The 23,636-nt window shown below is 66.9% G+C and carries 14 protein-coding genes; 10 read left to right on the top strand and 4 right to left on the bottom strand.

Annotated elements, in window-relative coordinates; genetic code table 11:
• Nucleotides 1-465: 465 nt before the first annotated feature.
• The gene (locus ACIBW7_RS14560; RefSeq protein WP_397046723.1) at nucleotides 466-996 is read right to left on the bottom strand and encodes an endonuclease domain-containing protein; all 531 of its coding nucleotides are present in this window, start codon (nucleotides 994-996) and stop codon (nucleotides 466-468) included.
• Nucleotides 997-1,626: 630 nt separating this feature from the next.
• Nucleotides 1,627-2,052 carry a DUF1707 domain-containing protein gene (locus ACIBW7_RS14555; protein ID WP_397046722.1) on the bottom strand — a complete coding sequence of 142 codons (426 nt, stop codon included), beginning with the start codon at nucleotides 2,050-2,052 and terminating at the stop codon, nucleotides 1,627-1,629.
• A gap of 1,493 nt (nucleotides 2,053-3,545) precedes the next feature.
• Here ACIBW7_RS14555 and ACIBW7_RS14550 point away from each other — a divergent pair.
• The 3 genes from ACIBW7_RS14550 (at nucleotide 3,546) to ACIBW7_RS14540 (ending at nucleotide 12,665) form a co-directional block, all read left to right on the top strand.
• Complete coding sequence (locus ACIBW7_RS14550) at nucleotides 3,546-4,145, top strand: hypothetical protein (RefSeq protein ID WP_397046721.1); 600 nt, start codon at nucleotides 3,546-3,548, stop codon at nucleotides 4,143-4,145.
• A gap of 430 nt (nucleotides 4,146-4,575) precedes the next feature.
• Nucleotides 4,576-8,193, top strand: coding sequence for a chromosome segregation protein SMC (smc, locus tag ACIBW7_RS14545; RefSeq protein ID WP_397046720.1), 3,618 nt, complete (start codon nucleotides 4,576-4,578; stop codon nucleotides 8,191-8,193).
• A 92-nt stretch (nucleotides 8,194-8,285) separates the two neighbouring features.
• Nucleotides 8,286-12,665, top strand: a complete 4,380-nt coding sequence (locus tag ACIBW7_RS14540; RefSeq protein ID WP_397046719.1) for a tetratricopeptide repeat protein — start codon at nucleotides 8,286-8,288, stop codon at nucleotides 12,663-12,665.
• A gap of 51 nt (nucleotides 12,666-12,716) precedes the next feature.
• On the opposite strand, the gene ACIBW7_RS14535 is transcribed toward ACIBW7_RS14540, so the two are convergent.
• On the bottom strand, nucleotides 12,717-13,634 hold the full coding sequence (locus ACIBW7_RS14535) for an NmrA family NAD(P)-binding protein (RefSeq protein ID WP_397046718.1): 918 nt from the start codon (nucleotides 13,632-13,634) through the stop codon (nucleotides 12,717-12,719).
• A 106-nt stretch (nucleotides 13,635-13,740) separates the two neighbouring features.
• On the opposite strand from ACIBW7_RS14535, the gene ACIBW7_RS14530 reads away from it, so the two are divergent.
• On the top strand, nucleotides 13,741-14,538 hold the full coding sequence (locus ACIBW7_RS14530) for a TetR family transcriptional regulator (protein ID WP_397046717.1): 798 nt from the start codon (nucleotides 13,741-13,743) through the stop codon (nucleotides 14,536-14,538).
• Nucleotides 14,539-14,621: 83 nt separating this feature from the next.
• Here the strand turns inward: ACIBW7_RS14530 and ACIBW7_RS14525 are convergent, their stop codons facing one another.
• Nucleotides 14,622-15,011: a DUF2237 family protein gene (locus ACIBW7_RS14525; protein WP_019048221.1), complete on the bottom strand. Its 390-nt coding sequence runs from the start codon at nucleotides 15,009-15,011 to the stop codon at nucleotides 14,622-14,624.
• 111 nt (nucleotides 15,012-15,122) lie between these two features.
• Between ACIBW7_RS14525 and ftsY the strand changes: the two genes are divergently transcribed.
• The 6 genes from ftsY (at nucleotide 15,123) to ffh (ending at nucleotide 23,421) form a co-directional block, all read left to right on the top strand.
• Complete coding sequence (gene ftsY, locus ACIBW7_RS14520) at nucleotides 15,123-16,760, top strand: signal recognition particle-docking protein FtsY (protein WP_397046716.1); 1,638 nt, start codon at nucleotides 15,123-15,125, stop codon at nucleotides 16,758-16,760.
• A gap of 234 nt (nucleotides 16,761-16,994) precedes the next feature.
• Nucleotides 16,995-18,374, top strand: a complete 1,380-nt coding sequence (locus tag ACIBW7_RS14515) for an ammonium transporter (RefSeq protein WP_397046715.1) — start codon at nucleotides 16,995-16,997, stop codon at nucleotides 18,372-18,374.
• A 4-nt stretch (nucleotides 18,375-18,378) separates the two neighbouring features.
• Nucleotides 18,379-18,717 carry a P-II family nitrogen regulator gene (locus tag ACIBW7_RS14510; protein ID WP_063045789.1) on the top strand — a complete coding sequence of 113 codons (339 nt, stop codon included), beginning with the start codon at nucleotides 18,379-18,381 and terminating at the stop codon, nucleotides 18,715-18,717.
• A gap of 88 nt (nucleotides 18,718-18,805) precedes the next feature.
• Nucleotides 18,806-21,274 carry a [protein-PII] uridylyltransferase gene (locus ACIBW7_RS14505; RefSeq protein WP_397046714.1) on the top strand — a complete coding sequence of 823 codons (2,469 nt, stop codon included), beginning with the start codon at nucleotides 18,806-18,808 and terminating at the stop codon, nucleotides 21,272-21,274.
• A gap of 108 nt (nucleotides 21,275-21,382) precedes the next feature.
• Nucleotides 21,383-21,697, top strand: a complete 315-nt coding sequence (locus ACIBW7_RS14500; RefSeq protein ID WP_397046713.1) for a hypothetical protein — start codon at nucleotides 21,383-21,385, stop codon at nucleotides 21,695-21,697.
• 170 nt (nucleotides 21,698-21,867) lie between these two features.
• Nucleotides 21,868-23,421 carry a signal recognition particle protein gene (gene ffh / locus ACIBW7_RS14495; protein ID WP_397046712.1) on the top strand — a complete coding sequence of 518 codons (1,554 nt, stop codon included), beginning with the start codon at nucleotides 21,868-21,870 and terminating at the stop codon, nucleotides 23,419-23,421.
• Nucleotides 23,422-23,636 lie beyond the last annotated feature (215 nt).

Genomic DNA, 23,636 nt, shown 5'->3' with positions numbered 1-23,636 from the left:
GCCCTAAGACCCACCACCGCCGCATCCCCCAACTCCCCCGGAGCCCACTGTCGTCGAGAATGTATTGGTGCAGTGGCGCTCTCGACCTTTCCCACCACCAGTACATGGTGAACATCGCTCCACCTCCACCTCCACCTCCCAGCCGACGCACCCTCGATCCCATCTGCCCACTACTCGCTTGACATGTCCCCCACCCTTCGGCGCCGAGAATGTCTTGGTGGCAGGGCGTTCTCGATGTTTGCCGCCACCAGCACATGCTGATCAAGGGCATCCTGGGCCCAGGATGCGCGCGACCCGTTCCGTGCCCCAACCTAACCGCGCCTGTCTCCCCGCCGACCGCACCACCAACCCCAGCTGCCCACAGGGGACCGTCTGAATCAGACGCCCCCGCCCACAGCTCTTTGGCGTCGAGAATGCATTGGTGGAGTGGGTATCTCGGTGTTTGCCGCCACCAGTGCATGGTGGTCAAGAGTTCAGGTGTGCGCCCTGGGTGCGGAGGGCGGTTCGGGCTCGGTTGAGGATTATGTGGGGGCGGGTGCGGAGTTGGTCGGCGCTGACTCGGATTATCAGCCACCCGAGGGCGGTCAGTTCGGCGTGGCGGTCGATGTCCTTGGATCGCTGGGCTGGATCTGTCCAGTGTTGGGCGCCGTCGTACTCGACGGCGACTTTCCATTGCTCCCAACCGATATCCACGCGGGCGACGAATGATCCGCAGTGGTCTCGTACGACGATCTGGGTCTCGGGCTGGGGGAGACCGTTGTCGATCAGCAGCAGTCTCATGCGGCTTTCCTGCGGGGATTCGGCGCCACCGTCTACCAGCGGCAGCACCTCGCGCAATCTCGTGATGCCTCGTGCTCCCGGATGTAAATCGCTCAGCTCGATGACTTCTTCTGTGCGCAATCCGGTTGCGGCGCAGAGGGCATCGAGGACGACCACCGCATTCTCCCGTGACAATCGCCGCCCCAGATCGAAGGCCGTTCGCGCGGGCGTAGTCACTCGAAATCCCGCTCTCTCACAGCATTCCGACGCCGGAATAACGTCCTGCCGCAGCGCGATTCCACGCGGCCCCCTGGTGCAACCGACGCGCGCGATCTCCGCAGGCCGTTCCCTGTCCAACCACCGCGTCCCATGCAGTGCCGCCGCCGACCGCCCAACCAGAACACCCTCACCCTTCCCCCAATGCCCGGCAGCCACAGCCCGCTCGACAGCCCCCACCCCAACCCCCCGCCGCATATAAACATCCGGAAGCAACCGAACAAACCCGCGCCGCAACTCCCACCGCGAAACCACCCCAGCCGCAACCGCCCAAGACCCCCGAAACGGCCCATCCAAAACATCCCCCATACCCCACACCCTCCCCCACCCCACCGACACCTAATCCGAAAATGCACTGGTGGCGGGCACTCTCGGCATTTGCCTCCACCAGCGCATGGTGATCACCTGCCCAACTCCGCAGCCCCTGCGCCTCGGCGTCGGGAATGTATTGGTGGAGAGGGCTCTCGGGGTTTGCCTGTGTCAGCGTATGGTGATCGAGGGTCCAGGTGGGGAGTGCAATGTGCAGGGGGTTGGGGGAGGGGCGGCGATCGGGCACTGGTTCTGGGGCTCGATCGGTGACCGTGTCGGGTGTCAGTTGGTGTGGCGTCCGAATCGGCCCGATTCGAAACCGGTCAGCATGCGGAAGGCGAGTACGGCGCCCCATGGGCCGATGACCCAGATCGGCCACGGGTAGGTGAATTCTCCGACGCTGATCGAGATCGCGGCCCAGATGGTGAGCACCAGCACGCTCACTCCGAGCCATGAAGTGCCTTCGATCAGCTGCCAGATCGGGAAGCGACTCATCGAATTCTTCTGTACGGCAGACTCTTTCGGCAACTTCGGCAGATCCGAGAGGACCAGCTGCAGATCGTCGCGAACGCCGGTCTCATAGACGCGGGCGACGCGCTGATCGTATTCGGCAAGGTCGATCCGACCGTCCGCCATGTGTCGTCCGAGCAGCCGCACAACCTTCTCGCGCTCCGCATCGGAGGCCCGAGTACCAGGCGAGATTTCCATGTCCAGTTCCTAACGACTAGTTCTATATTCCACATTGGAAGGTGAAATCAGCATGCACCCTCCAATGTGGAATGTCAAGCCTCGGGTGGGGCAGCGATCGTGTCGGCCCCATCACCGGCGAGTACAAAGTTCCGGCCGTTGCCATGGCCTCGACGCACTCTGCAATGTGTTCGGCAAATGACCTGCAGACACGCCTGGTCTGCACGCTCGGTTGCCGCAGCGCCGACAAGTCCCGAGGTGCGCTATCGCCGCCGCAATGCGATGGGCTATGCCGTCCGTCAACTGCCGCACGGCCAATGACCTGGGTGATGCCGGACCGGTTGCCGGGTTCACCGCTGCGCCAGTTGTTTTCGCCCGCTCGACCGCAGCGGTTCGCCGGGGTGTGCACGGGATTGCGCATGCCGGCGGGCCTTGGTGTTCATTCTGGCGACAGCTCGGACTGCCATGGATCCGCGGGGTGCCCGGCGCAGTGTGGATATGTCCAGCTCGTCCCGGTTTTGGAGCTGTGAGTGTCGGCTATGCGCCTATGACCTGCGGTGACGTCGGTCAGGTGACTCGTCCTGCCGCCCCTGCAGTTCGCGCCGGCGAGGCGGTTCGCTGGGGTGTGCGCCGGATAGTGCGTGCCGGTGTGCGCCGGAACTTTCGTCCCCGGACCAGCCGGTGGGCCGGTGGTAGTCCAGTTGTTCCCCGCGGCGGGTGGCCGGTGGTTCGTTCCAGCGATCACTTGACGGCTCCGGCCGCCGTGGGTCTGCCGGGGTTCCGCGGCGGCCGTGTGTCGGTGCGTCCAGTTCGTCGCGGGGCGACTCGGCGCGGCGTCGGTTGGGCGGTGTGCCTCGGCTGGTGGACGGTTCGTCCCAGCCTGCACCCGAAGGCTCGGATCGAGGGGAATCCAAGCGGACTGCGCGGCGGGCGTGTGTTGGTGCGCCTGGTTCGAACTGTGGTTGATCGCGGTGTCGGGTCGGTGATGCGCCACGGCTGGCGGTAGACGGATCGATCCGGTATTCGGGCGGCTCGTAGCGGGGTGCGTCCGATTGTCGGGTGGAGTGTGCCGGCGGACCGCCCCACTGGTTGCTTGGTTGACCGTTCCAGCTGTCGCTCGGTGCGTCGTCCCGATGGTCGTTTGATGGCGTGTCCCAGTGACTGCTCGGTGGTGCGTCCCAATGGTCGCTGGGTGGTGCGTCCCGGCGATCACCCGGTGTTCTATCCGCATAGGGGTCCGACTCCGCCTCCCATCGCTCGCTCGCTCTTCGGCGCGTGTTCGACGGCTGGTCGCGGCGTCGGGTTGGTGGTTCGTCGTAGCGGTTCGCCGAGTTCCGAGGATCTGGAGAGCGTTGGGGGTCCGAGGCGCGGCGGCGGGTGGGGGCTGGAGTGTCTTGGCCGGGCGGTTCGCGGCGGCTCGAGCGGCTGGGGCGGGGTGGGGCTACGGGATCGGGTGCGTTGTGACGCTTGCTCGATAGCTTTTGTGCCCCAGCGGATTCGCGGGACCGATCGCGTTGCGGAACTTCGGGCTCGACGACCGGCAGCTCGCGGGTGATGCGGTGGGATGTGTCGCCACGTTCGCGGAACGCGGCTGGGATGCCCTGGTTGTGCAGCCAGGCGCCGGGGTCGTACCGGTCTTGGCGGTCCAAGTCGGGGACAGTGTGTTCCAGGAGATCGAGCAGGTCTCCGCGGCCACCGCCGAGGGCAGCGCGGATGGTGGGGAAGGTGGTGGCGCGGAAAGCCCAGTCCCATTCATAGGCCGGATAGGTGCCGCCGGTGTCGTGCCCATGGAAGACGAGGTCGCCGGAGCGGGTGATGCGGGCCCGCACCGAGATGCCGTCGGATTCGATGAGGAAACCGCGGATATCGGTGCGGGCGCGGGTTGCGGCGTTGTCAGCGGCCTTTATCTCGAACCAGGCGGTCGTGAGCCCGGTGAGCGCGAACGCGGCGGCGAAGGCGACCTCGACCCAGACATCGGACAGATCGCTCTTCCGGCTGACCTCGCAGGCATACAGAAAAACCAAGCTCCCCACGACCAGCGTCCCGATGCGCGTCAGCCGCAGCGTGGTCGCATGACGGATCAGACCGAGCACGGTGCTGGTCTTGCCCGATGACATGCTTTGCACTCCCGAACTAACGGTCCGCCGGCGAATCAGACTGGATCGTATGCGCCCCGGCAGTCCGGCGATACCGCAAGCACATACCGGTCAGTCCGGCGGAGTCGGAGTGCCCGCCGAGTTGCGGAAGACACCGTCCGGCGTGGTGATATCGCTCCTCTCCGAATACTTCCATCGGCGCGCGGGTCATACCCCCGCCGCTTCCTCGCCACGTCACCGCACGCTGATCGCCCGAGGTGCGAACACCGACAAGGGATGCGAAACTGACGCGCGGCCAGCAAATGTGGAGCACACCGAAATGCGGGACATCGGGCGCGGACTCGATAACCTACGGGGGGCGGTGCCCGCCCGCTTACGGGGTAACCGATGCTCGGCGGATACCATGGCTGGTCGCCTCAGACCACCGCGCAGGGAAGGGTCGTCGAATTTGCACCTGAAGAGTCTGACGTTGAAGGGTTTCAAGTCCTTCGCGTCCGCGACGACCTTGCGCTTCGAGCCGGGCATCACCTGTGTGGTCGGCCCGAACGGCTCGGGCAAGTCCAATGTCGTCGATGCGCTCACCTGGGTGATGGGCGAACAGGGTGCGAAGGCGCTGCGCGGCGGCAAGATGCAGGACGTCATCTTCGCCGGTACCTCCGGACGCGCGCCGCTCGGTCGCGCCGAGGTGACGCTGACCATCGACAACTCCGACGGTGCACTGCCGATCGACTACGCCGAGGTCTCGATCACCCGGCGCATGTTCCGCGACGGCGCCGGTGAATACGAGATCAACGGCAGCTCCTGCCGACTGATGGATGTGCAGGAACTGCTCAGCGACTCCGGCATCGGCCGGGAAATGCACGTCATCGTCGGTCAAGGTCAGCTCTCGGCCATCCTGGAATCGCGTCCCGAGGACCGCCGCGCCTTCGTCGAAGAGGCCGCCGGTGTGCTCAAGCACCGCAAGCGCAAGGAGAAGGCGGTCCGCAAACTGGAGGCGATGCAGGCCAACCTCGCCCGCCTCACCGACCTCACCACCGAACTGCGCCGCCAGCTCAAACCGCTCGGCAGACAGGCCGAGGTGGCCCGCCGCGCCCAGACCGTCCAGGCCGACCTGCGCGACGCGCGCCTGCGCCTGGCCGCCGACGACCTGGTCACCCGGCGCAATGAGCTGGAAAGCCAGCAGAGCAAAGAGGCGTACGCGCGCGAACAGCAGATCACGGTGCAGACCGAACTCGATGCCGCGAATGCCGCACTGGCACAGCAGGAATTCCAGCTGTCCCGGCTGACGCCGAGCGCCGAGGCCGCCGCGCAGATCTGGTTCCAGCTGTCCGCGCTGGCCGAGCGCGTCAATGCCACCATCCGAATCGCGGGCGACCGAGCCCGCAACCTGCACACCGAAATGCCTGTCGGCAGCGGCCGCGATCCGGAGCAGCTCGAGGCCGAGGCCGAACGGGTGGAGGCCGAGGAGGCCGAACTGCGCGAGGCAGTCGAGATCGCGGCCGAAACCCTGGAGGCCGCGCGCGAGGCGCTCGCCGAACGCGAGCAGGCCGCGAAGGCCGCCGAGCAGGCACATCTGGCCGCGGTACGCGCCATCGCCGACCGTCGTGAGGGGCTGGCCCGGCTGTCCGGTCAGGTCGAAACCCTGCGCACCCGATCGCAGTCGGTGGATGCGGAGATCACCAGGCTCACGGTCGCGATCGGCGAGGCCCGCCTGCGCGGCGAGGCGGCCCAGGCCGAATTCGATACGGTCCAGCGCGAACTCGGTGAACTCGAGGCGGGTGAGACCGGTCTGGACGCCCAGCACGAGCATGCGGTGCAGGCCCTCGCACTGGCTGATCAGCGCGTCACGGAACTGCGGGAACAGGATCGCGACGCCAGTAAGCGGGTGGCCTCGCTGAGCGCCCGCATCGAAGCATTGGGCATGGGTTTGGCGCGCAGGGACGGCGCGGCCTGGCTGGTCGAGAATCGTGCACAGGGTCTGCTCGGTCCGCTCTCCGGACTGATCCGGGTGCACGGTAGTTTCGAGGCCGCGGTCGCCGCGACCCTCGGACCGCTCGCCGACGCCGTCGCCGCCGACACCGGAGATTCCGCACACGCCGCGGTGCGGGCGTTGAAGGAGGCCGACGGCGGTCGTGCCGCGCTGGTCTTCGATGCCGTGGCTGCGCCGATCACGTCCGGCGGTGTGCTGCCCGGCGGGGCGCGCTGGCTGGTCGACGTGGTCGACGGACCGGACAACGTGCGCGCCGCCATTGCCGCGCTGACCGCCGGTGTCGCCGTGGTCGACGATCTCGCCGCCGCCACCGAGCTGGTCCGGGCCCGGCCGGAACTGCGGGCGGTCACCCGCGACGGCGATCTCACCGGAACCGGTTGGGTGCTCGGCGGATCCGATCGTGCACCGAGTCAGCTGGAGATCCAGGCCGATATCGACACCGCCAAGGCCGATCTGGTCGCCGCGCAACGCCGCGCCGAAGAGCTGGAGGCGGCCCTGTCCGGTGCACTTGCCGAACAAGCCGACCGCAAGGATGCCGTCGACCAAGCACTGCTCGCACTACACGAATCCGATCAGGCCCTGGTCGTGATCTACGACCGCCTGGGCAGGCTCGGCGAGGTGGCGCGCACCGCCCAATCCGATATCGACCGGCTCACCGGCCAGCGCGCGGAAACCGAGTCGGGTCGGGAGGAGGCGCTGGCGGCGCTGGCCGATCTCGAAGAGCGGCTGCGCCGCACAGAACTCGAATCCGAGGTCGACGACGACGGCATGGGCGCGGCGGGCACCGAATCCGCCGGCCGCGACCGCGAGGAAGCCGCCGCCGCACTGGCCGAGGCGCGCTCCATGGAAGTCGAGGCCCGCCTGACGGTGCGCACCTCCGAGGAACGCGCGGAATCGGTTCGCGGCAAAGCGGATGCGCTGCGCCGGGCCGCACGCGCGGAACGCGAGACCAGGGCCCGTGCCGAACGTGCACAGGCCGCGCGCAGACAGGCCGCCGAAGTCGCCGCCGCCGTCGCCGAATCCGGTGCCAAGGTCGCCGCCGAACTGGAATCCGTTGTGGCGCAGGCGGGTGCGCGCCGTGACGAACTGGTGCGCCGCCGCACCGAATGCGCCACCCAGGTCGAGCAGATCAAGGAGCGGGTCCGCGCGCTGACCACCCAGCTGGCCCAGCTCACCGACGCCGTGCACCGCGACGAGGTCGCCAAAGCCCAAGCGGCACTGCGCATCGAGCAGATCGAGGCGACCATCGCCGAACAGTTCGGCATCGCACTGGCCGATCTGATCGCCGAATACGGTCCGGATGTGCCGATGCCACCATCGGATCTGGAGTGGCAGGAGTACGAGCAGGCCAAGGAGCGCGGCGAGCAGGTCACCGCGCCCGCGCCGATGCCGTTCGACCGCAAGTCCCAGGAGCGCCGCGCCAAGCGCGCCGAGAAGGACCTCGCCACCCTCGGCAAGGTGAATCCCCTTGCGCTCGAAGAGTTCGCGGCGCTCGAGGAGCGCTACAACTTCCTCGCCACTCAGCTCGAGGACGTCAAGAGTGCGCGCAAGGATCTGCTGGAAGTGGTCGCCGAGGTGGACGCGCGCATCTTGCAGGTCTTCACCGAGGCCTACGAGGACGTCGAGCGCGAATTCGTCGGCGTTTTCGCGAAACTGTTTCCGGGCGGCGAGGGCAGGCTGGTGCTCACCGACCCCTCGGACATGCTGACCACCGGTATCGAGGTGGAGGCGCGCCCACCCGGCAAGAAGGTCAAGCGACTGTCGCTGCTGTCCGGCGGCGAGAAATCGCTGACCGCGGTTGCCCTGCTGGTGGCCATCTTCCGCGCTCGCCCTTCGCCGTTCTATGTGATGGACGAGGTCGAGGCCGCGCTGGACGACACCAACCTGCGCCGCCTCATCGGCCTGTTCGAGCAGCTGCGCGAGAAGAGTCAGCTGATCGTGATCACCCACCAGAAGCCGACCATGGAGATCGCCGACGCCCTCTACGGTGTCAGCATGCGCGGTGACGGCATCACCCAGGTGATCAGTCAGCGGCTGCGCGGGGAGACCTTGACTCCGGTCGGCGCGGCCAGCTGAACGTAAGGCCCCTGCACGATCCCTTGTGATCGTGGCCTTTTCGAATCCGCGTTGTTGCCCGTCCCCGACGCGTGCCGAGTACGTTGCGGAATATGAGCGGGAGGGTGGCGCTGGTAGTCGGCTCGGAGTGCACAGCGCTGCCCAGATTGGGTTTCACCGACGACCTCGCCACCGGCCTCTACACCGAACTGCGCGAACTCGGTGGCTGGCAACCGGCCACCGGCACCGATGGCCCGCTGCTCGATCCGACGATCGACGAATTGGTCTGCGCCGTAGACGAAGCCTTCGACACCGCGTCGAGTCGGCAAGCGACATTACTGATCAGCTTCGTCGGCCACGGCATGACCACCGCCGCGGAGAACTTCTACCTGCTCGCCCATGACTCACCGCAGCTGCCCAAGCTGCGCAACGCCTTTCACCTGACGCAGGAAATCCAGGAGCGACTGAACAGTGCCGCGACGCTGGACGGATTGATCGTATTGATCGACGCCTGCGAGACGGGGGAGGGTGTGCGCGGTGCCGCCCGGCGCTGGCCGGAGGCCTCCGGCCCGAACGGACGCGTCGAACTGTTGGTCGCCACCGGCAACGGACCCGCCTACTTCGGCTGTTTCACCAGGACGATCATCACCACCTTCGGCAAGGGGGTACCGCACGGCGGCGAAAGTCTGCTGCCCTCGGATCTGGTGCAGCCGCTGCGCCATTGTCCCGCGCTGGAGCCGCAGTCGTTCTCCTTCACCTCCGGAATCCGCACGGCCAGTAGCGATCCCGGGCTCTGGCTGGTGCCCAATGTCGCCCGCCGTGAGGACGCGGTCAGCGGCACCGCGGCGGCCGGTTTCATCGATCAGTTGATCAACGGTCTGGTCATCTCGGAGCCGTTGCGGGAGCGGCTGACCCAGGTGGTCGACGCGGGCGAGGAACGGTTGCGCGGTGTGCTCGGTCCGGCGGGCTGCGGTAAATCGACCCTGCTCGCCACGCTGATCCGCCCGGGCTGGGTGGATACGCTGCCGATCAAGGCCGAATATGTCACGGCCGCCATATTTCTCGACGTCACCAGCTCCATGGAATCGTTCACCGCCGAGCTGGCCCAGCAGTTGGGCAGCAGGCTCGACGGTTTCAAGGCCGCGACGCGCATGGTCGAATTCGATCTGGCCGAGCAGGACAGTCGTGGGCTCGATCTGTTCGAGATCAGGATTCTGCAGCCGCTGGCGAGGCTGCGCACCTCGAAGCCGGTGCACATCCTGGTCGACGGACTCGATCAGCCCAAGCGCGGCAGCCGTATGCTGCTGTCGGATGCGGTTGCCGAGCTGACCCGTCGCCCGCAGCTCGCGCACGTCCATCTGATCGTCGGGATCCGTGAAGGCACCGGCATCGAGAATTCGCCGCGACTCGCCCATATGCGCCGCATCGAGCTGCCCGCGCCGACGACTCCGGATATCGCCAATACCGTCGCGGCGGCACGCGGCCATACCGCGCATACGAATTGGCGCGAATGGATCGACGGCCTGCTGCAGCAGACGCCGACGGGCGGTTGGCTGCTGGCGCGCCTGCTGATGGAAATCCGTTCCGATATAACCTCTTCCGATCTGGAGCGGGGAATCGGTATCGATACGCTGGTGTCGCGACGGGTCCGCGACGTCGTCGACAACGCGGATTCCGCCACGGGCGCAGCGGTATACGCATTGCTCGGCATCCTGGTTGCCGCCGGTGCCGGGCCGGTGCTCCCGCTCGATCTGCTCGAGCGTGGTCTGGAATTCCTCGGTATCGAGTTGAGCACCAACCGGATTCGCGATCTGATCGTCCGTCTGGGGGTGTTGGTCAGCCGCGGCCGACCCGGCACCGAAGGCGAAACGCTGGGATTGGCGCACAACGCCTTTCGACGCTCCCTGGTGGTCGCTGGGCAGCGGGAGTGGCGGCGCGATGCGCATCGGGCGCTGGCCGATGCAATCGAATTGGATGCGGGCTCGTCGACACCCGCACCCCAGATCACCGATTACGCACGGCGATCGGCAGTGCGCCACTATCTCGGATACGGCGATTCGGCTGCCGCGATGGCTTTCCTGGAACGGTTGAACACCCCGAGAGCAGCGGATAATCGGGATCTGTTGGCCGCCTGGATACCGTCGTTCGAAACCGCGGTCGGCCCCGATCACCCCGACACTCTCACCGCCCGCAACAACCTCGCCTTCTGGCGCGGGGAAAGCGGCGATCTGGCCACTGCCATCACCGAACACCAGGAGCTGCTCGCCGAGCGGATACGCGCGCTCGGTGCGGACGATCCGGGCACCCTCACCATTCGAACCAATCTCGCTCGCTGGCATGGCGAAAGCGGTGATTTCCCCACCGCCGTGGCCGAATTCGCGCAGTTGGTCGCCGACCGGACCCGTGTGCTGGGCGGCGACGACCCGGCGACGCTGCGCACACGGGGTGACCTCGCGCATTTTCGCGGTGAACAGGGCGAAACCGCACAGGCGATAGCGGATTTCCAGCAGCTGCTCGCTGACCGGCTGCGCGTCCTGGGACCGGATCATCCAGACACCCTCACCGCACGTTATGAACTCGCGTACTGGCGTGGCGAAAGCGGCGACCTGGATGCCGCCATCATCGAGCTGCACCAACTGCTCGTCGATCAGCAACGCATTTCCGGCACGGCCGATCCGGCCTTCTTCACGACCCGCCACCACCTGACCCAATTACACGCCGAAAGCGGCGATCACGTGCGCGCCATCGCCGAGTTCCAGCAGCTGCTCGCCGAACAGGAACGGGTGCTCGGTTCCGATCATCCGCATACCCTGATCACTCGCAACGATATTGCGCGCTGGCGCGGTGTGAGCGGCGACCACGCCACCGCCATCGCCGAATTCCAGCAGCTGCTGACCGATCGGACCCGCATTCTCGGTCCGGATCATCCGCATACGCTGCGCACTCGCAACAGCATTGCCTACTGGCGTGGCGAAAGCGGCGAACACCGCAGGGCCATCGGCGAATTCCGTCAGCTGATCGAGGACGAGCGCCGCATCCTCGGCCTGGATCATCCGCTCACCCTGAAGTCACGCCACAACCTCGCCCATCTGTATGGCGAAATCGGTCATTACCTCACCGCCGTCGCCGAATTCGAGCAGGTGCTCCCGGCCAGGATCCGGGTCCTCGGGCCCGATAACCCGCATACCCTGCGCACACGTCACGAACTCGCCTTCTGGCGCGGGGAGAGCGGTAATCCGGCCACCGCGGTGCTGGAGTACCAGCAGCTGCTGGCCGACCGGCAGCGGGTATTGCCGATCGATCATCCCGACACCTTGCGCACCCGCCACGCGGTCGCCTACTGGCGCGGGGAGAGCGGCGACCCGGCAGCGGCCGTCGCCGAGTACCGGCTGCTGCTGCGCGATCAACTGGCCATCCTCGGCCCGGAGCACCCCGAAACCCTCAGTACCCGGCACTGTCTCGCATTCTTCCTCGGCCAGAGCGGCCGGATCGGCGCGGCCGTCACCGAATACGAACAACTACTCGACGATGAACGCAAGGTACTCGGACCCTTGCATCCGGAAACCCTGCACACCTGGCACCGCCTCGCGCTCTGGCGCGGGGAGAGCGGCAATCCCGCCGTCGCGCTCGCCGACCTCGAGGAGCTGCTGCCGGTGCGGCTGCGCATCCTCGGTCCCGACCATCCCGACACCTTGCGCACCCGGCACAATCTGGCCAAGTGGCGCGGTGAGGCTGGCCAATACGCCACCGCCATAGCCGAATACGCGGAACTGCTGGACGACCGGCGGCGCATTCTCGGCGCCGATCACCATGACACGCTGACGACCCTGCACAATCTCGCCTATTGGCGCGGTGAAAGCGGTGATCCGGCCGCGGCGGTCATCGAATTCGAGCATCTGCTCGTCGACCGGGAGCGCGTACTCGGACCGGATCACCCCGACACCCTGCGCACCCGTGCGAATCTCGCGCACTATCGGGCCGAGAGCGGCGATATCGCCACGGCCCTGTCCGAATTCGAGTACGTGCTCGTGAATCGCATCCGGGTGCACGGCCCGGAACACCCCAATACCTTCCGCACCCGCCACGACATGGCGTGTTGGCTTGGTGTGCAAGGTGATCCGGCCATCGCGGTCGAGCGTCTCGAGCTGCTGCTCACCGATCGCGTCCGAGTGCTCGGCGACGATCATCCGGATACGCTGCTGAACCGCAACGAATTGGCCCGCTGGCGTAGTGAATCCGGTGATCCGCAATCCGCCGTACGCGATTTCGAGCAACTACTCACCGACGAATATCGAATATTCGGCCGGTCCCATCCGCGCACGCTCAGCACCCGCTTTCACCTGGCGCACGCCCGCGAGTCCGCAGGCGATACCGCCACCGCCGCGACCGAATACGTAGAACTTCTGGCGGACCAGCTCCGTGTGCTGGGGCCCGACCACCCCGACACCCGTCGTACCCGAGCCGCCTGCCCCAACGGAAAGCCCCTGTCCTAACCCTCGCCGTCTCCTCGGGATCCGCACCAGTGCGGATCCCGACGACTTCGGTCAATGCGAGGCGGCGAGGCGGTCGCTGTTCTGCTGGGCCTTGATCATGGCGGCTCCGGTTGTGGTGAGCCAGGATTCGAGGGTGGTGAGGGCGGGGTAGATCTCCCGCAGCGCGGGGATGTCGGCGTGCCAGCCCGCGGACGCGCGCAGCAGCCGCCAGGTGTTGCCGATCTGTTCGCCGATGCCATCCGCTTCGGCCTCGGTGATTTCGTGGTAGTGCACCGGATATCCGGTGGCCCGAGTGATCGCCGCCAGGGCCGCGACAGGAGTTATTGCGTCACCGGCCAATTCGAGGGTTCGGCCGTGGAAGCTATCCGGGTCGGCGAAGGCCAGTGCGGCGAAGGCGGCGATATCGTCGATCGCGATCATCTGCAGCGGCTGGTCTGCCGGGAACAGATGCTTGTGCACGCCGTCGATGATGCCGTCCACCGGACTGCCACGCAGGACGTAGTTCTCCATGAAGCGCACCGGACGCAACAGGGTGTAGCGCAGACCGCTGGCCGCGGCAGCCTGCTCGATGCCACTCTTTCCGGACTGGCCCCAGGCTGCGTCATCGGTCATCGAAGCTACGCCGGTGAAGACGATCTGTTCGACCCCTGCACGCTTGGCCGCGTCGATCGCCGCGATACCGCGGGTGGCCTCCAGTTCGGCCTGCCAACCGTTCGGTCCGAAAGCGGCTGGGGGCATGAGGAATACGCCGCGCGCTCCGGCGACGGCGGCGTCCAGCGTTGCGGGAGTGTCGAAGTCGCCGGTCGCCAATTCCGCACCGGCGTCGGCCAATGCGCGGGCCGCGGGCGCCTGCGGATCGCGGACCAGCGCACGCACCGCGATACCGTCGGCCAGCAGTCGGCGCGCGGTCGCACCGCCCTGCTTGCCGGTCGCGCCGGTGACCAGGATGGGGTTCTGCTGAAGGGACATACTCGCCTTCTCTGCTCGATACAATCGGGTCGGATAACCCGTATTTGAACGATATGGGTGCTATCACCCGCTTGGCCAGGTCCACGAAACGGAAGGCCGTAACGAAATGTCTGCTTCGCTGTCCACTCCGGCGCCGTCCGTGGTCGCCGCGCGGGCCGATGCCCGTCGCAATCGCGCGCTGGTGCTGGCCGCCGCGCAACGCGCCTTCGCCGAACACGGCACCTCGGTCTCATTGGCCGAGGTCGCCCGCAGGGCAGGGGTCGGCGCGGGTACCGTCTATCGGCATTTCCCCACGAAAACCGATCTGCTGGAAGCGGTTATGCAGCAGCGCGTCGACCGGCTCGCGACACTGGCCACCGAATATCTCGACGCGCCGGATCCGGGTGCCGCATTCTTTGCGGTCTGCACCGAGGTGGTCATCTCCGCCCCGGGCAGCCAGGCGCTCTGCGATGTCGTCCAGTCCGATGACGGTTGGCCGAAGGCGCTGCTACGCGGCGCGGGCGACCGCTTTCATCACGCGCTCGGTGCGCTGCTGACAGCCGCGCAGCGCCGAGGCGCGGTCCGCTCTGATCTCGAAATCACCGATGTGCTGGATATTTTCACCGGATGCGTCGCGATTCAACGCCGTCAGCGCCCCGGTGGACCGCTGATGCGGGCTGTCGCGATCATGCTCGATGCCATGCGTGCGAATCCCGGCATCCGCGCCGTAACGAAACCCGATTCCGCGGCCAAATCCGGTAACGAAACCGGCTCTCGTAACGAAACCTGTCCGATCTGCGGCACCGAGATCCATCCCACCGGCACCGGCCGCCCGGCCCGATACTGCTCGGCGGCCTGCCGTCAGAAGGCACACCGCCAACGAACCACCCGCGCGGCGCTGGCCGAGGCGGCCGCGCTGCGATAGCACGACAAATTGTTCGGATTCCGCCCGACAACCGTCTGTCCCGGGACGCTCCGGGCATCGACGGTCGGCAAAGGGCGGGGGCGCTAGAGCAGGTCGCTCACGTCATCCGGTACGTCGACGGCGTATTTGCGCAAAATGTCCATTGAGATCACTTCCAGGGCGTTTTCATGGGTGGCCGCTAGCACCACGGGCGCGGCGACACCGTCCTCGTGGGCGTGCAACCAGCGCACGGCCACCACACACCACCGGTCTCCCGGCTGCAGGCCCGGGAAGTTGTTCTCCGGGCGCGGCGTACTCAGATCGTTGCCGATGGACGCCTGGTGTTCGAGAAATTCAGCCGTGACGACGGTGCACACGGTATGGCTGCCCAGATCCTCCGGCCCGGTACTGCAGCAGCCGTCCCGGTAGAAGCCGGTGAGAGGATCGGTGCCGCACTCTTCCAGCGGCCCCCCAAGCACGTTTCGATCGGTCACGTCGCCGATACTATTGTCCCTTCGCGAGAAGTTCCGCAGGACAAGAAATCTCGGGGGTTGTGTGTCGGGTCCAGGACGCTGTGGTAAGGCGAAGGACCTGGTTCTGCAAGGATGGTCGGCGTGAGCTCCGAAGCCTGGATCCTGATTGCCGCTGTCGCCGCCCTGCTGGTGGTGGCGTTTGTCGCCGGATTCGTCCTGTACAAGCGCCGTCGCGTCACACTGACGCCACCTGCCGCCGAGAAAGAACTGACCGACCGGTCCGGCGGATACGCGGCCTCCGGTGGCTTCAACTTCAGCCAGGGCGGCACAGCCACCGCGACACGCCCGGAGCCCGCTCCGATCGAGCGAACCGATACCGAGGGGCAACCCCATGTCGGCGACGACGCGGCGATTCCGCGTGACGCGCCGAAGCGTGGCATTACCAATGTGGCGCTGCCCGAGGGGGACGTCGAAACCGCGGAGTCCGCACCGGTGGAAACCGATGGCGCGGGCACCACGGCCGAATCCGCAACTCCCACGGCCGATTCGGATACCGCAGTCGTAACGGACGAGGCAACCGCCGAACCCGGAACGGCCCCGCCCACCAGCGCCGATGCCACCGTGCCTGCGGCACCCGCCACCTCCGCGGACCCCGGAACCGCCGCGCCGGCGGACACCACCGCGCCGACCGACGCCACCGCACCGACGGGCACCGAACCGGCCCCGCCCACGAGCACGGCCCCGCCCGCAAGCACCGCACCGGCTCCGACCCCGGACAAGAACTCCGTAGAAACCGCCCCCGAACCCACCGCCGCCGACGCGGCCACCACCCCCGCCCTCGACGAGATCGAGCCGACCGCGGGCCGCCTGATCCGCCTGCGCGGCCGCCTGTCCCGCTCGCAGAACGCTGTCGGCAAGAGCCTGCTCGGCCTGCTCGGCGGCGGCGACCTCGACGATGACTCCTGGGAAGAGGTAGAGGACACCCTGGTGCTGGCCGATCTCGGCACCGCGAGCACCGCCGCGGTGGTGGATCGCCTGCGCGAGGAGATGGCCGCGCGCAGCGTCCGCAATACCGAACAGGCTCGCGCCGTGCTGCGCGAGGTACTGATCGAGGCGCTACGCCCCGAACTCGACCGCTCGGTGCGCGCGCTCCCGCACGACGATCATCCCTCGATCCTGCTGGTCGTCGGCGTCAACGGCACCGGAAAGACCACCACGACCGGCAAACTGGCCCGGGTACTCGCCGCCGACGGCCGCCGGGTTCTGCTCGGCGCCGCAGACACCTTCCGCGCCGCAGCCGCCGATCAGCTGCAGACCTGGGGTGAGCGGGTCGGCGCGGATACCGTCCGCGGCAAGGAGGGCGCGGATCCCGCTGCCGTCGCCTTCGACGCGGTCAGCGCGGGCATCGAGGGCGGCGTCGATGTCGTCATGATCGATACCGCGGGCCGACTGCACACCAAGACCGGTCTGATGGACGAGCTCGGCAAGGTCAAGCGCGTCGTGGAGAAGAAGGCCGCGGTCGACGAGGTCCTGCTGGTCCTGGACGCCACCGTCGGACAGAACGGCCTCATGCAGGCGCGTGTCTTCGCGGATGTGGTCGATATCACCGGCGTCGTGCTCACCAAACTGGACGGAACGGCCAAGGGCGGCATCGTCTTCCAGGTGCAGCACGAACTCGGCGTTCCGGTGAAACTGGTCGGCCTCGGCGAGGGCGCCGACGACCTGGCTCCCTTCGAACCCGGCGCCTTCGTGGACGCGTTGCTCGGCTAGTTCGCGCCCACCGAATCCTTCTCGTCGGAAACAGCTGTCGGTTTGCTCCGACACGCATCGCACACCCGCGATGAAACGTCTGTGTACGCCAGGAAACGTGGTAGCAACACAACTGCCCCACGCGTTCACTTAGGCGAAACACAGCATCATCACGGATGAAACACCGAATGAGGACCCTTCTGTGCAGGTCCAATTGCCGGAGTCGGCTGGGCCCGAGATGAGGAGGACATTAAGGTGGCTTTTCCCCTTACCGGTGCACCGGACACCGGTGACACCGCCTGGATGCTGGCCAGTTCAGCGCTCGTGTTGTTGATGACGCCCGGCCTGGCGTTTTTCTACGGCGGCATGGTCCGCTCCAAGAACGTGCTCAACATGATCATGATGAGCATCAGCGCCATGGGTCTGGTCGGCGTGCTGTGGTCGCTATACGGATACTCGGCCGCGTTCGGTGACAACAAGTTCGGCGTGATCGGTGATCCGGCGCAGTTCTTCGGTCTCAAGGGTCTGATCGGCGGCAATTCGGTTGCCGAGGTCAAGGATGCCGCGGGCGCCGTCACCACCGAGGCCGTGAACATTCCGCTCGCGGGCACCATCCCTGCGACCGTATTCGTCGCGTTCCAGTTGATGTTCGCGATCATCACGGTTGCCCTCATCTCGGGCGCGGTCGCCGACCGCCTGAAGTTCGGCTCCTGGCTGCTGTTCGCCGGTATCTGGGCGACGGTCGTCTACTTCCCGGTCGCGCACTGGGTCTTCGACTTCGATGTCAAGGACGCCGACGGCAATGTCGTGCACGAAGGCGGCTGGATCGCGAACAAACTGCTCGCGGTCGACTTCGCCGGTGGTACCGCGGTCCATATCAATGCCGGTGCGGCGGGCCTGGCCCTGGTGCTGGTGCTCGGTAAGCGCAAGGGCTGGCCGAGCACCCCGTTCCGTCCGCACAACCTGCCGTTCGTGATGCTCGGCGCCGGTCTGCTGTGGTTCGGCTGGTTCGGCTTCAACGCCGGTTCCGCGGTCACCTCGGGTGGTCTGGCCGGTTCGACCTTCATCACCACCACCCTCGCGACCTGCGCGGCGATGCTGGCCTGGCTGCTGGTGGAGAAGTTCCGCGACGGCAAGCCCACCTCGCTGGGTGCGGCCTCGGGTGTGGTGGCCGGTCTGGTCGCGATCACTCCGTCGTGTTCCTCGGTCAACGTGGTCGGCGCCCTGGTCATCGGCTTCGTGGCCGGTGCGATCTGTGCGCTGGCGGTCGGCCTGAAGTTCAAGTTCGGTTTCGACGACTCGCTCGATGTGGTCGGCGTGCACCTCGTCGGCGGCATCATCGGCACCCTGATGGTCGGCCTGGTCGCCGCTCCGGAGGCGGGCGCGGGCAAGACCGGCCTGTTCTACGGCGGTGGTTTCGACCAGCTGTGGCGTCAGGCCGTCGGCGCCGGTGCGGTACTTGCGTTCTCCTTCATCGCGACCCTGATCATTGCCTATATCGTGAAGTTCACCATTGGGCTGCGCGCGAGCGAAGAAGCCGAGTCGGTGGGCATGGACGAGTCCGAGCACGCTGAAACGGCATACGATTTCGCTGCTGTGGGTGGCACGGCACGTACCGCCGTCAAGGAGGCATGACGACATGAAACTGATCACCGCAATCGTCAAACCGTTCACTCTCGAGGACGTCAAATCCGGGCTCGAGCAGGCTGGTGTGCTGGGCATGACCGTCAGCGAGGTGCAGGGCTACGGCCGTCAGAAGGGGCACACCGAGGTCTACCGCGGCGCCGAGTACTCGGTGGATTTCGTGCCGAAGGTTCGGGTCGAGGTTGTCGTGGACGATGCGTCGGTCGACAGGGTCGTCGAGGTGATCGTCGAGGCCTCTCGCACCGGCAAGATCGGTGACGGCAAGGTCTGGGTGACTCCGGTGGAGTCGATCATCCGGGTGCGGACGGGCGAACGCGGTACCGACGCTCTGTAAACGGAAAATCGAAATCGAGCGGCGGCCCCGCTCCCACCGGATAGCCCGGTCGGGGCGGGGCCGTACGCATTTGGATGGACGGTGGTTTGTGGGTAGTCACGAGCAAGACGGCAGACAGGTAACCGAGAACGTCGGTGCGAACGTCTCCAATGGCGCGACCGACCTGGTCCGGGCACGCAATCAATTGCTCGAGGGCGGACTGCCCCGTAATCCGCGACTGGACGCGGAATCCCTGCGTTCGGCGCTGGTCGATCTGTTCGAACTGTGGCTGACCACCAAGGGCACCGAACTCGGCATCGGCCGCGACAGCGGTCTGGCCGTGGTCGCGGTCGGCGGACTCGGCCGCAAGGAGATGCTGCCGTATTCCGATCTGGATCTGGTGTTGCTGCACGACGACGTCGATCCGGTGCGGGTGGCCGAGGTGGCAGACCAGCTCTGGTATCCGCTGTGGGACGCGCATATCAAGCTCGACCACAGCGTGCGCACCGTGCCGCAGGCGTTGCGCGTGGCCGCCGACGATCTCATCGCGGCCCTCGGCATGCTCGAGGCCAGGCACATCGTCGGCGATATGGAGCTGAGCAATCTGCTGATCGGCGGGGTGCGCCGGGAGTGGCGGACCGGAATCCGTTCGCGCTTCGACGAATTGATCGAACAGGCCGAGACCAGATGGCAGCGCAGCGGTGCGATCGCCCATCGCGCCGAACCCGATCTGAAGAACGGGCGTGGCGGGTTGCGCGATATCCAACTGCTCGACGCGCTGGCCATCGCCCAGCTGACCGATGCGATGCCGGGTCTCGGGCCGGATGTGCCGGGCGGTGGGGTGAAGCATGCGCGTCGCCGTTTGCTGGATGTTCGCACGGAGCTGCATCGGGTGGCCGGCCGGGCGCGCGATCAACTGCGAGCCCAGGATGCCGACGAGATCGGCGCGGCATTGCGCATCGGTGACCGTTTCGATCTCGCTCGCACACTGAGCGATTCGGCGCGGACGGTCAGCTACTCCGTCGATGTCGGTTTGCGCACCGCCGCCAACGCGCTACCGCGCCGTGGCCTCGCGCGACTGCGGCGCATGCCGGTTCGTCGACCGCTCGATGAGGGGGTGGTCGAACATGCGGGGGAGGTCGTGTTGGCGCGGGATGCTCGGCCGCAGCGCGATCCCGGACTGATCCTGCGGGTGGCCGCGGCGTCGGCGCAGACCGGGCTGCCGATGTCCGCGACCACCCTGAACCGACTCTCCGAGGATGCTCCGGAGCTGCGCGAACCCTGGCCCAAGGATGCGCTCAACGACCTGTTGATCCTGCTCGGCGCGGGTCGCGGTGTCATCGATGCGGTCGAGGCGCTGGACCGAACGGGCTTGTGGGGCAGGCTCCTTCCCGAGTGGGGTGTGGTGCGCGACCTGCCGCCGCGCGATGCGCTGCACACCTGGACCGTGGACCGGCACCTGATGGAGACGGTCGCCTACTCGAGCGCGCTCAGTACCCGCGTCGCCCGTCCCGACCTGCTGATGCTCGGTGCGCTGCTGCACGATATCGGCAAGGGCCGGACCGGTGACCACAGCATTGTCGGCGCCGAACTGGCTACCCATATCGGACGGCGTCTGGGCCTGTGGCCATCGGATGTGCGCACGCTCAGCGCCATCGTGCGCCACCATCTGTTATTGCCCGACACCGCGACTCGCCGCGACCTGGCCGATCCCGATACGGTGCAATTCGTCGTCGACGCTCTCGGCGGTGACGTGCAACTGCTCGAACTGCTGCACACCTTGGCCGAGGCCGATTCACTGGCCACCGGACCCGGCGTGTGGGGGGATTGGAAGGCTTCGCTGATCGGGGAACTCGTGCGACGCTGCCGCCTGGTCATGGCGGGGGATCAGCTGCCGGAGCCGGAGCCGATCGCGCCGGAACTACTGGCCAAGGCCGCGGCGGGTGGCGTGCACGTCGATCTGCGGCCCGGCGAGGGCAAGTACACCTACCTGGTCACCGTGATCGCGCCGGATACGCCGGGTCTGCTCTCGGATGCCGCCGGGGTGTTGGCTCTACATTCGCTGCGGGTGCTCTCGGCGACCGTCGGCAGCGAAGGTACCTCGGCCGTCAATACTTTCGTGGTCTCCCCGAAGTTCGGCGATCCGCCGGACGGCGGACTGCTGCGGCAGGAGCTGATCCGGGCGACCGCGGGCGATCTGGATCTGTCCGCGCTGCTGGCGAAGCGGGAGCGTGAGGCCACCGGTACTCGCCCCAGCCCGTACGCGCAGGCGCAGCCCAGGGTGATCTGGTCGACGGCGTCGACGCCCGGCCAGGTGGTTCTCGAATTGCGTGCCGAGGACCGGATCGGCCTGCTCAGCCGTCTGGCCGCGGCGTTTGCCGAATGTGGCGCCGATGTGCGCTGGGCGAAGGTGGTGACCATGGGTTCCGCGGTGGTCGACGCCTTCAGCCTCGACCTCGGCGTGGACATTCCGGAGCGTCGCGAAACCATCGAAAAGGCGGTTCTGGCCGTGGTTCCGCGGCCCGCCCCGAAGCCTCCGGAGGGAGTCGGACCGCCCGGCACGAGCTCGAACTCCTGACCGGGGTGATTGACATTTGCACATGATTTGCTGAAAGCGTATGCAGCGGGCCGGCCGCACCCTACTATCAGAGCGTCTGGCTATCGCGAGCATGAGGGGAGCAGGTCGGTGGCAATTGAAGTCGTTTCGGCGTCGATGATGACGAGTGACGAGACCACGCATATGGCGCGCTGCGTCGGCGGTGATCGGTGGGTGGTCTCCTGGCTGCCCGGCCGGACACTGTCCGGTCAGCAGGCTGTGACCGCTATGACGATTGCCACCACCGTTGCCACCCACGATGTGCCGACAGGCGCGGACTGGGCCATGCTCGACGACCTGGCCCTCGAGCTCGGTCTCACCGGTCGGGAGGCGGTTTTCATGGTTGCTCTGGAGAACCACGACTACCGCAGAACCGCCAGACCGCGCCGCCGCGGGATGGAATAACGCGCTACGAAGCGAGCACCGCTTGCGTGAACGCTGTTTACAATTTCGGCACTCCCGGGTCCCTCCGTGGTTACGCTGCGCTTCCGCCTCCGGGCCCGTCGCTCGCGCCGGGGCGAGTCCCATTACCCTGGGATACCAAGTGACGTCCCACGAGATCAGGAGCGCGATCGGTGTTCGAATCCCTGTCCGACCGGCTTACCGGTGCCCTCAAGGATCTTCGCGGTAAGGGGCGTCTGTCACCGGCCGACATCGACGCCACCTGTCGCGAGATCCGCCTCGCCCTGCTCGAAGCCGACGTCGCGCTGCCCGTGGTGCGCGGTTTCATCGCCAAGATCAAGGAGCGGGCCAAGGGCGCGGAGGTCTCCGCCGCCCTCAATCCGGCCCAGCAGGTCGTCAAGATCGTCAACGAGGAACTCATCGGAATCCTCGGCGGCGAAACTCGCAGGCTGACCCTCGCCAAGAACCCGCCGACGGTGATCATGCTCGCCGGTCTGCAGGGTTCCGGTAAGACCACCCTGGCGGGCAAGCTCGCGAAATGGCTCAAGGGACAGGGACATCAGCCGCTGCTGGTGGCCTGCGACCTCCAGCGCCCCGGCGCGGTGACCCAGCTCCAGGTGGTCGGTGAGCGCGCGGGTGCGCCCGTCTTCGCGCCGCATCCAGGCACCTCCATCGGCGGCGGCGAGAATCCGCTGGGCATTTCGGCGGCCGATCCGGTTGCGGTGGCCGAGGCGGGTGTCGCGGAGGCGCGCAGCAAGCAGTACGACGTGGTCATCGTCGACACCGCCGGTCGCCTCGGTATCGACGCCGAGCTGATGGCGCAGGCCGCCGGCATCCGCGATGCCGTGCAGCCCGACGAGACGCTGTTCGTGCTCGACGCGATGATCGGTCAGGACGCCGTCAATACCGCGGAGTCATTCCGTGATGGCGTCGGCTTCACCGGTGTCGTACTCACCAAGCTCGACGGTGACGCCCGCGGTGGTGCCGCGCTGTCGGTCCGCAATGTGACCGGTGCGCCGATCATGTTCGCCTCCACCGGTGAGAAGCTCGAGGACTTCGACGTCTTCCACCCGGACCGGATGGCCTCGCGCATCCTCGGCATGGGTGACGTGCTGAGCCTGATCGAGCAGGCCGAACAGGTCTACGACCAGCAGCAGGCCGAGGAAGCCGCCCGCAAGATCGGCAGCGGCGAGATGACGCTCGAGGACTTCCTCGATCAGATGCTCGCCATCCGCAAGATGGGCCCCATCGGCAACCTGCTCGGCATGCTGCCGGGTGCGGGCCAGATGAAGGATGTGCTCGCCCAGGTCGACGATAAGCAGCTCGACCGGGTGCAGGCGATCATCCGCGGTATGACCCCGGCCGAACGCGCGAACCCGAAGATCATCAACGCATCTCGCCGCCTGCGCATCGCCAACGGCTCCGGAGTGCAGGTCTCCGAGGTCAACCAACTCGTCGACCGCTTCTTCGAGGCCAAGAAGATGATGGCCATGATGGGCCGCCAGATGGGCCTGCCCGGTGCGCGCCGCGGCAATGCGAAGAAGGGCAAGAAGGGTAAGAAGGGCGGGCGCGGACCGACGCCGCCGAAGGTGCGCGGTGGGTTCCCCGGCATGCCCGGCATGCCCGCCGGGATGCCGGATCTGTCCGGAATGCCCGCGGGGTTGGACCAGCTGCCGCCCGGCCTCGAAGGTTTCGACCTGTCCAAGCTGAACTTCCCGAAGAAGTAGGCGGGCTCAGCCTTCCGCAATGCCGTTGTGGCGCAAGGCAACGGACTGTCCACCGTGCCTGGCTGACGAACGTCGGCCGGGAGCTGTTGCCAGTGTGCGGGTGGTGACCCCATGTGCGCGCGACCAGGCACTCCGTCTTGGAACCGGGCACCGTCTGCGTGGGGTGCCCAGGTCGAAGGCGGGCTGCCCGGCCGACGAATGCCGGCTGGGGCTGT

It is taken from the genome of Nocardia sp. NPDC049526, assembly GCF_044465765.1.
Classification (GTDB): domain Bacteria; phylum Actinomycetota; class Actinomycetes; order Mycobacteriales; family Mycobacteriaceae; genus Nocardia.
Note: the sequence above shows the minus strand (reverse complement) of the source record. Positions and strands in the feature narration are given on the sequence as shown.

Coding starts and splice junctions, on each gene's coding strand:
- ACIBW7_RS14540 (WP_397046719.1), top strand. CDS start 8,286: ATGAGCGGGAGGGTGGCGCTGGTAGTCGGCTCGGAGTGCACAGCGCTG.
- ftsY (WP_397046716.1), top strand. CDS start 15,123: ATGGTCGGCGTGAGCTCCGAAGCCTGGATCCTGATTGCCGCTGTCGCC.
- ACIBW7_RS14530 (WP_397046717.1), top strand. CDS start 13,741: ATGTCTGCTTCGCTGTCCACTCCGGCGCCGTCCGTGGTCGCCGCGCGG.
- ACIBW7_RS14555 (WP_397046722.1), bottom strand. CDS start 2,052: ATGGAAATCTCGCCTGGTACTCGGGCCTCCGATGCGGAGCGCGAGAAG.
- ACIBW7_RS14535 (WP_397046718.1), bottom strand. CDS start 13,634: ATGTCCCTTCAGCAGAACCCCATCCTGGTCACCGGCGCGACCGGCAAG.
- ACIBW7_RS14510 (WP_063045789.1), top strand. CDS start 18,379: ATGAAACTGATCACCGCAATCGTCAAACCGTTCACTCTCGAGGACGTC.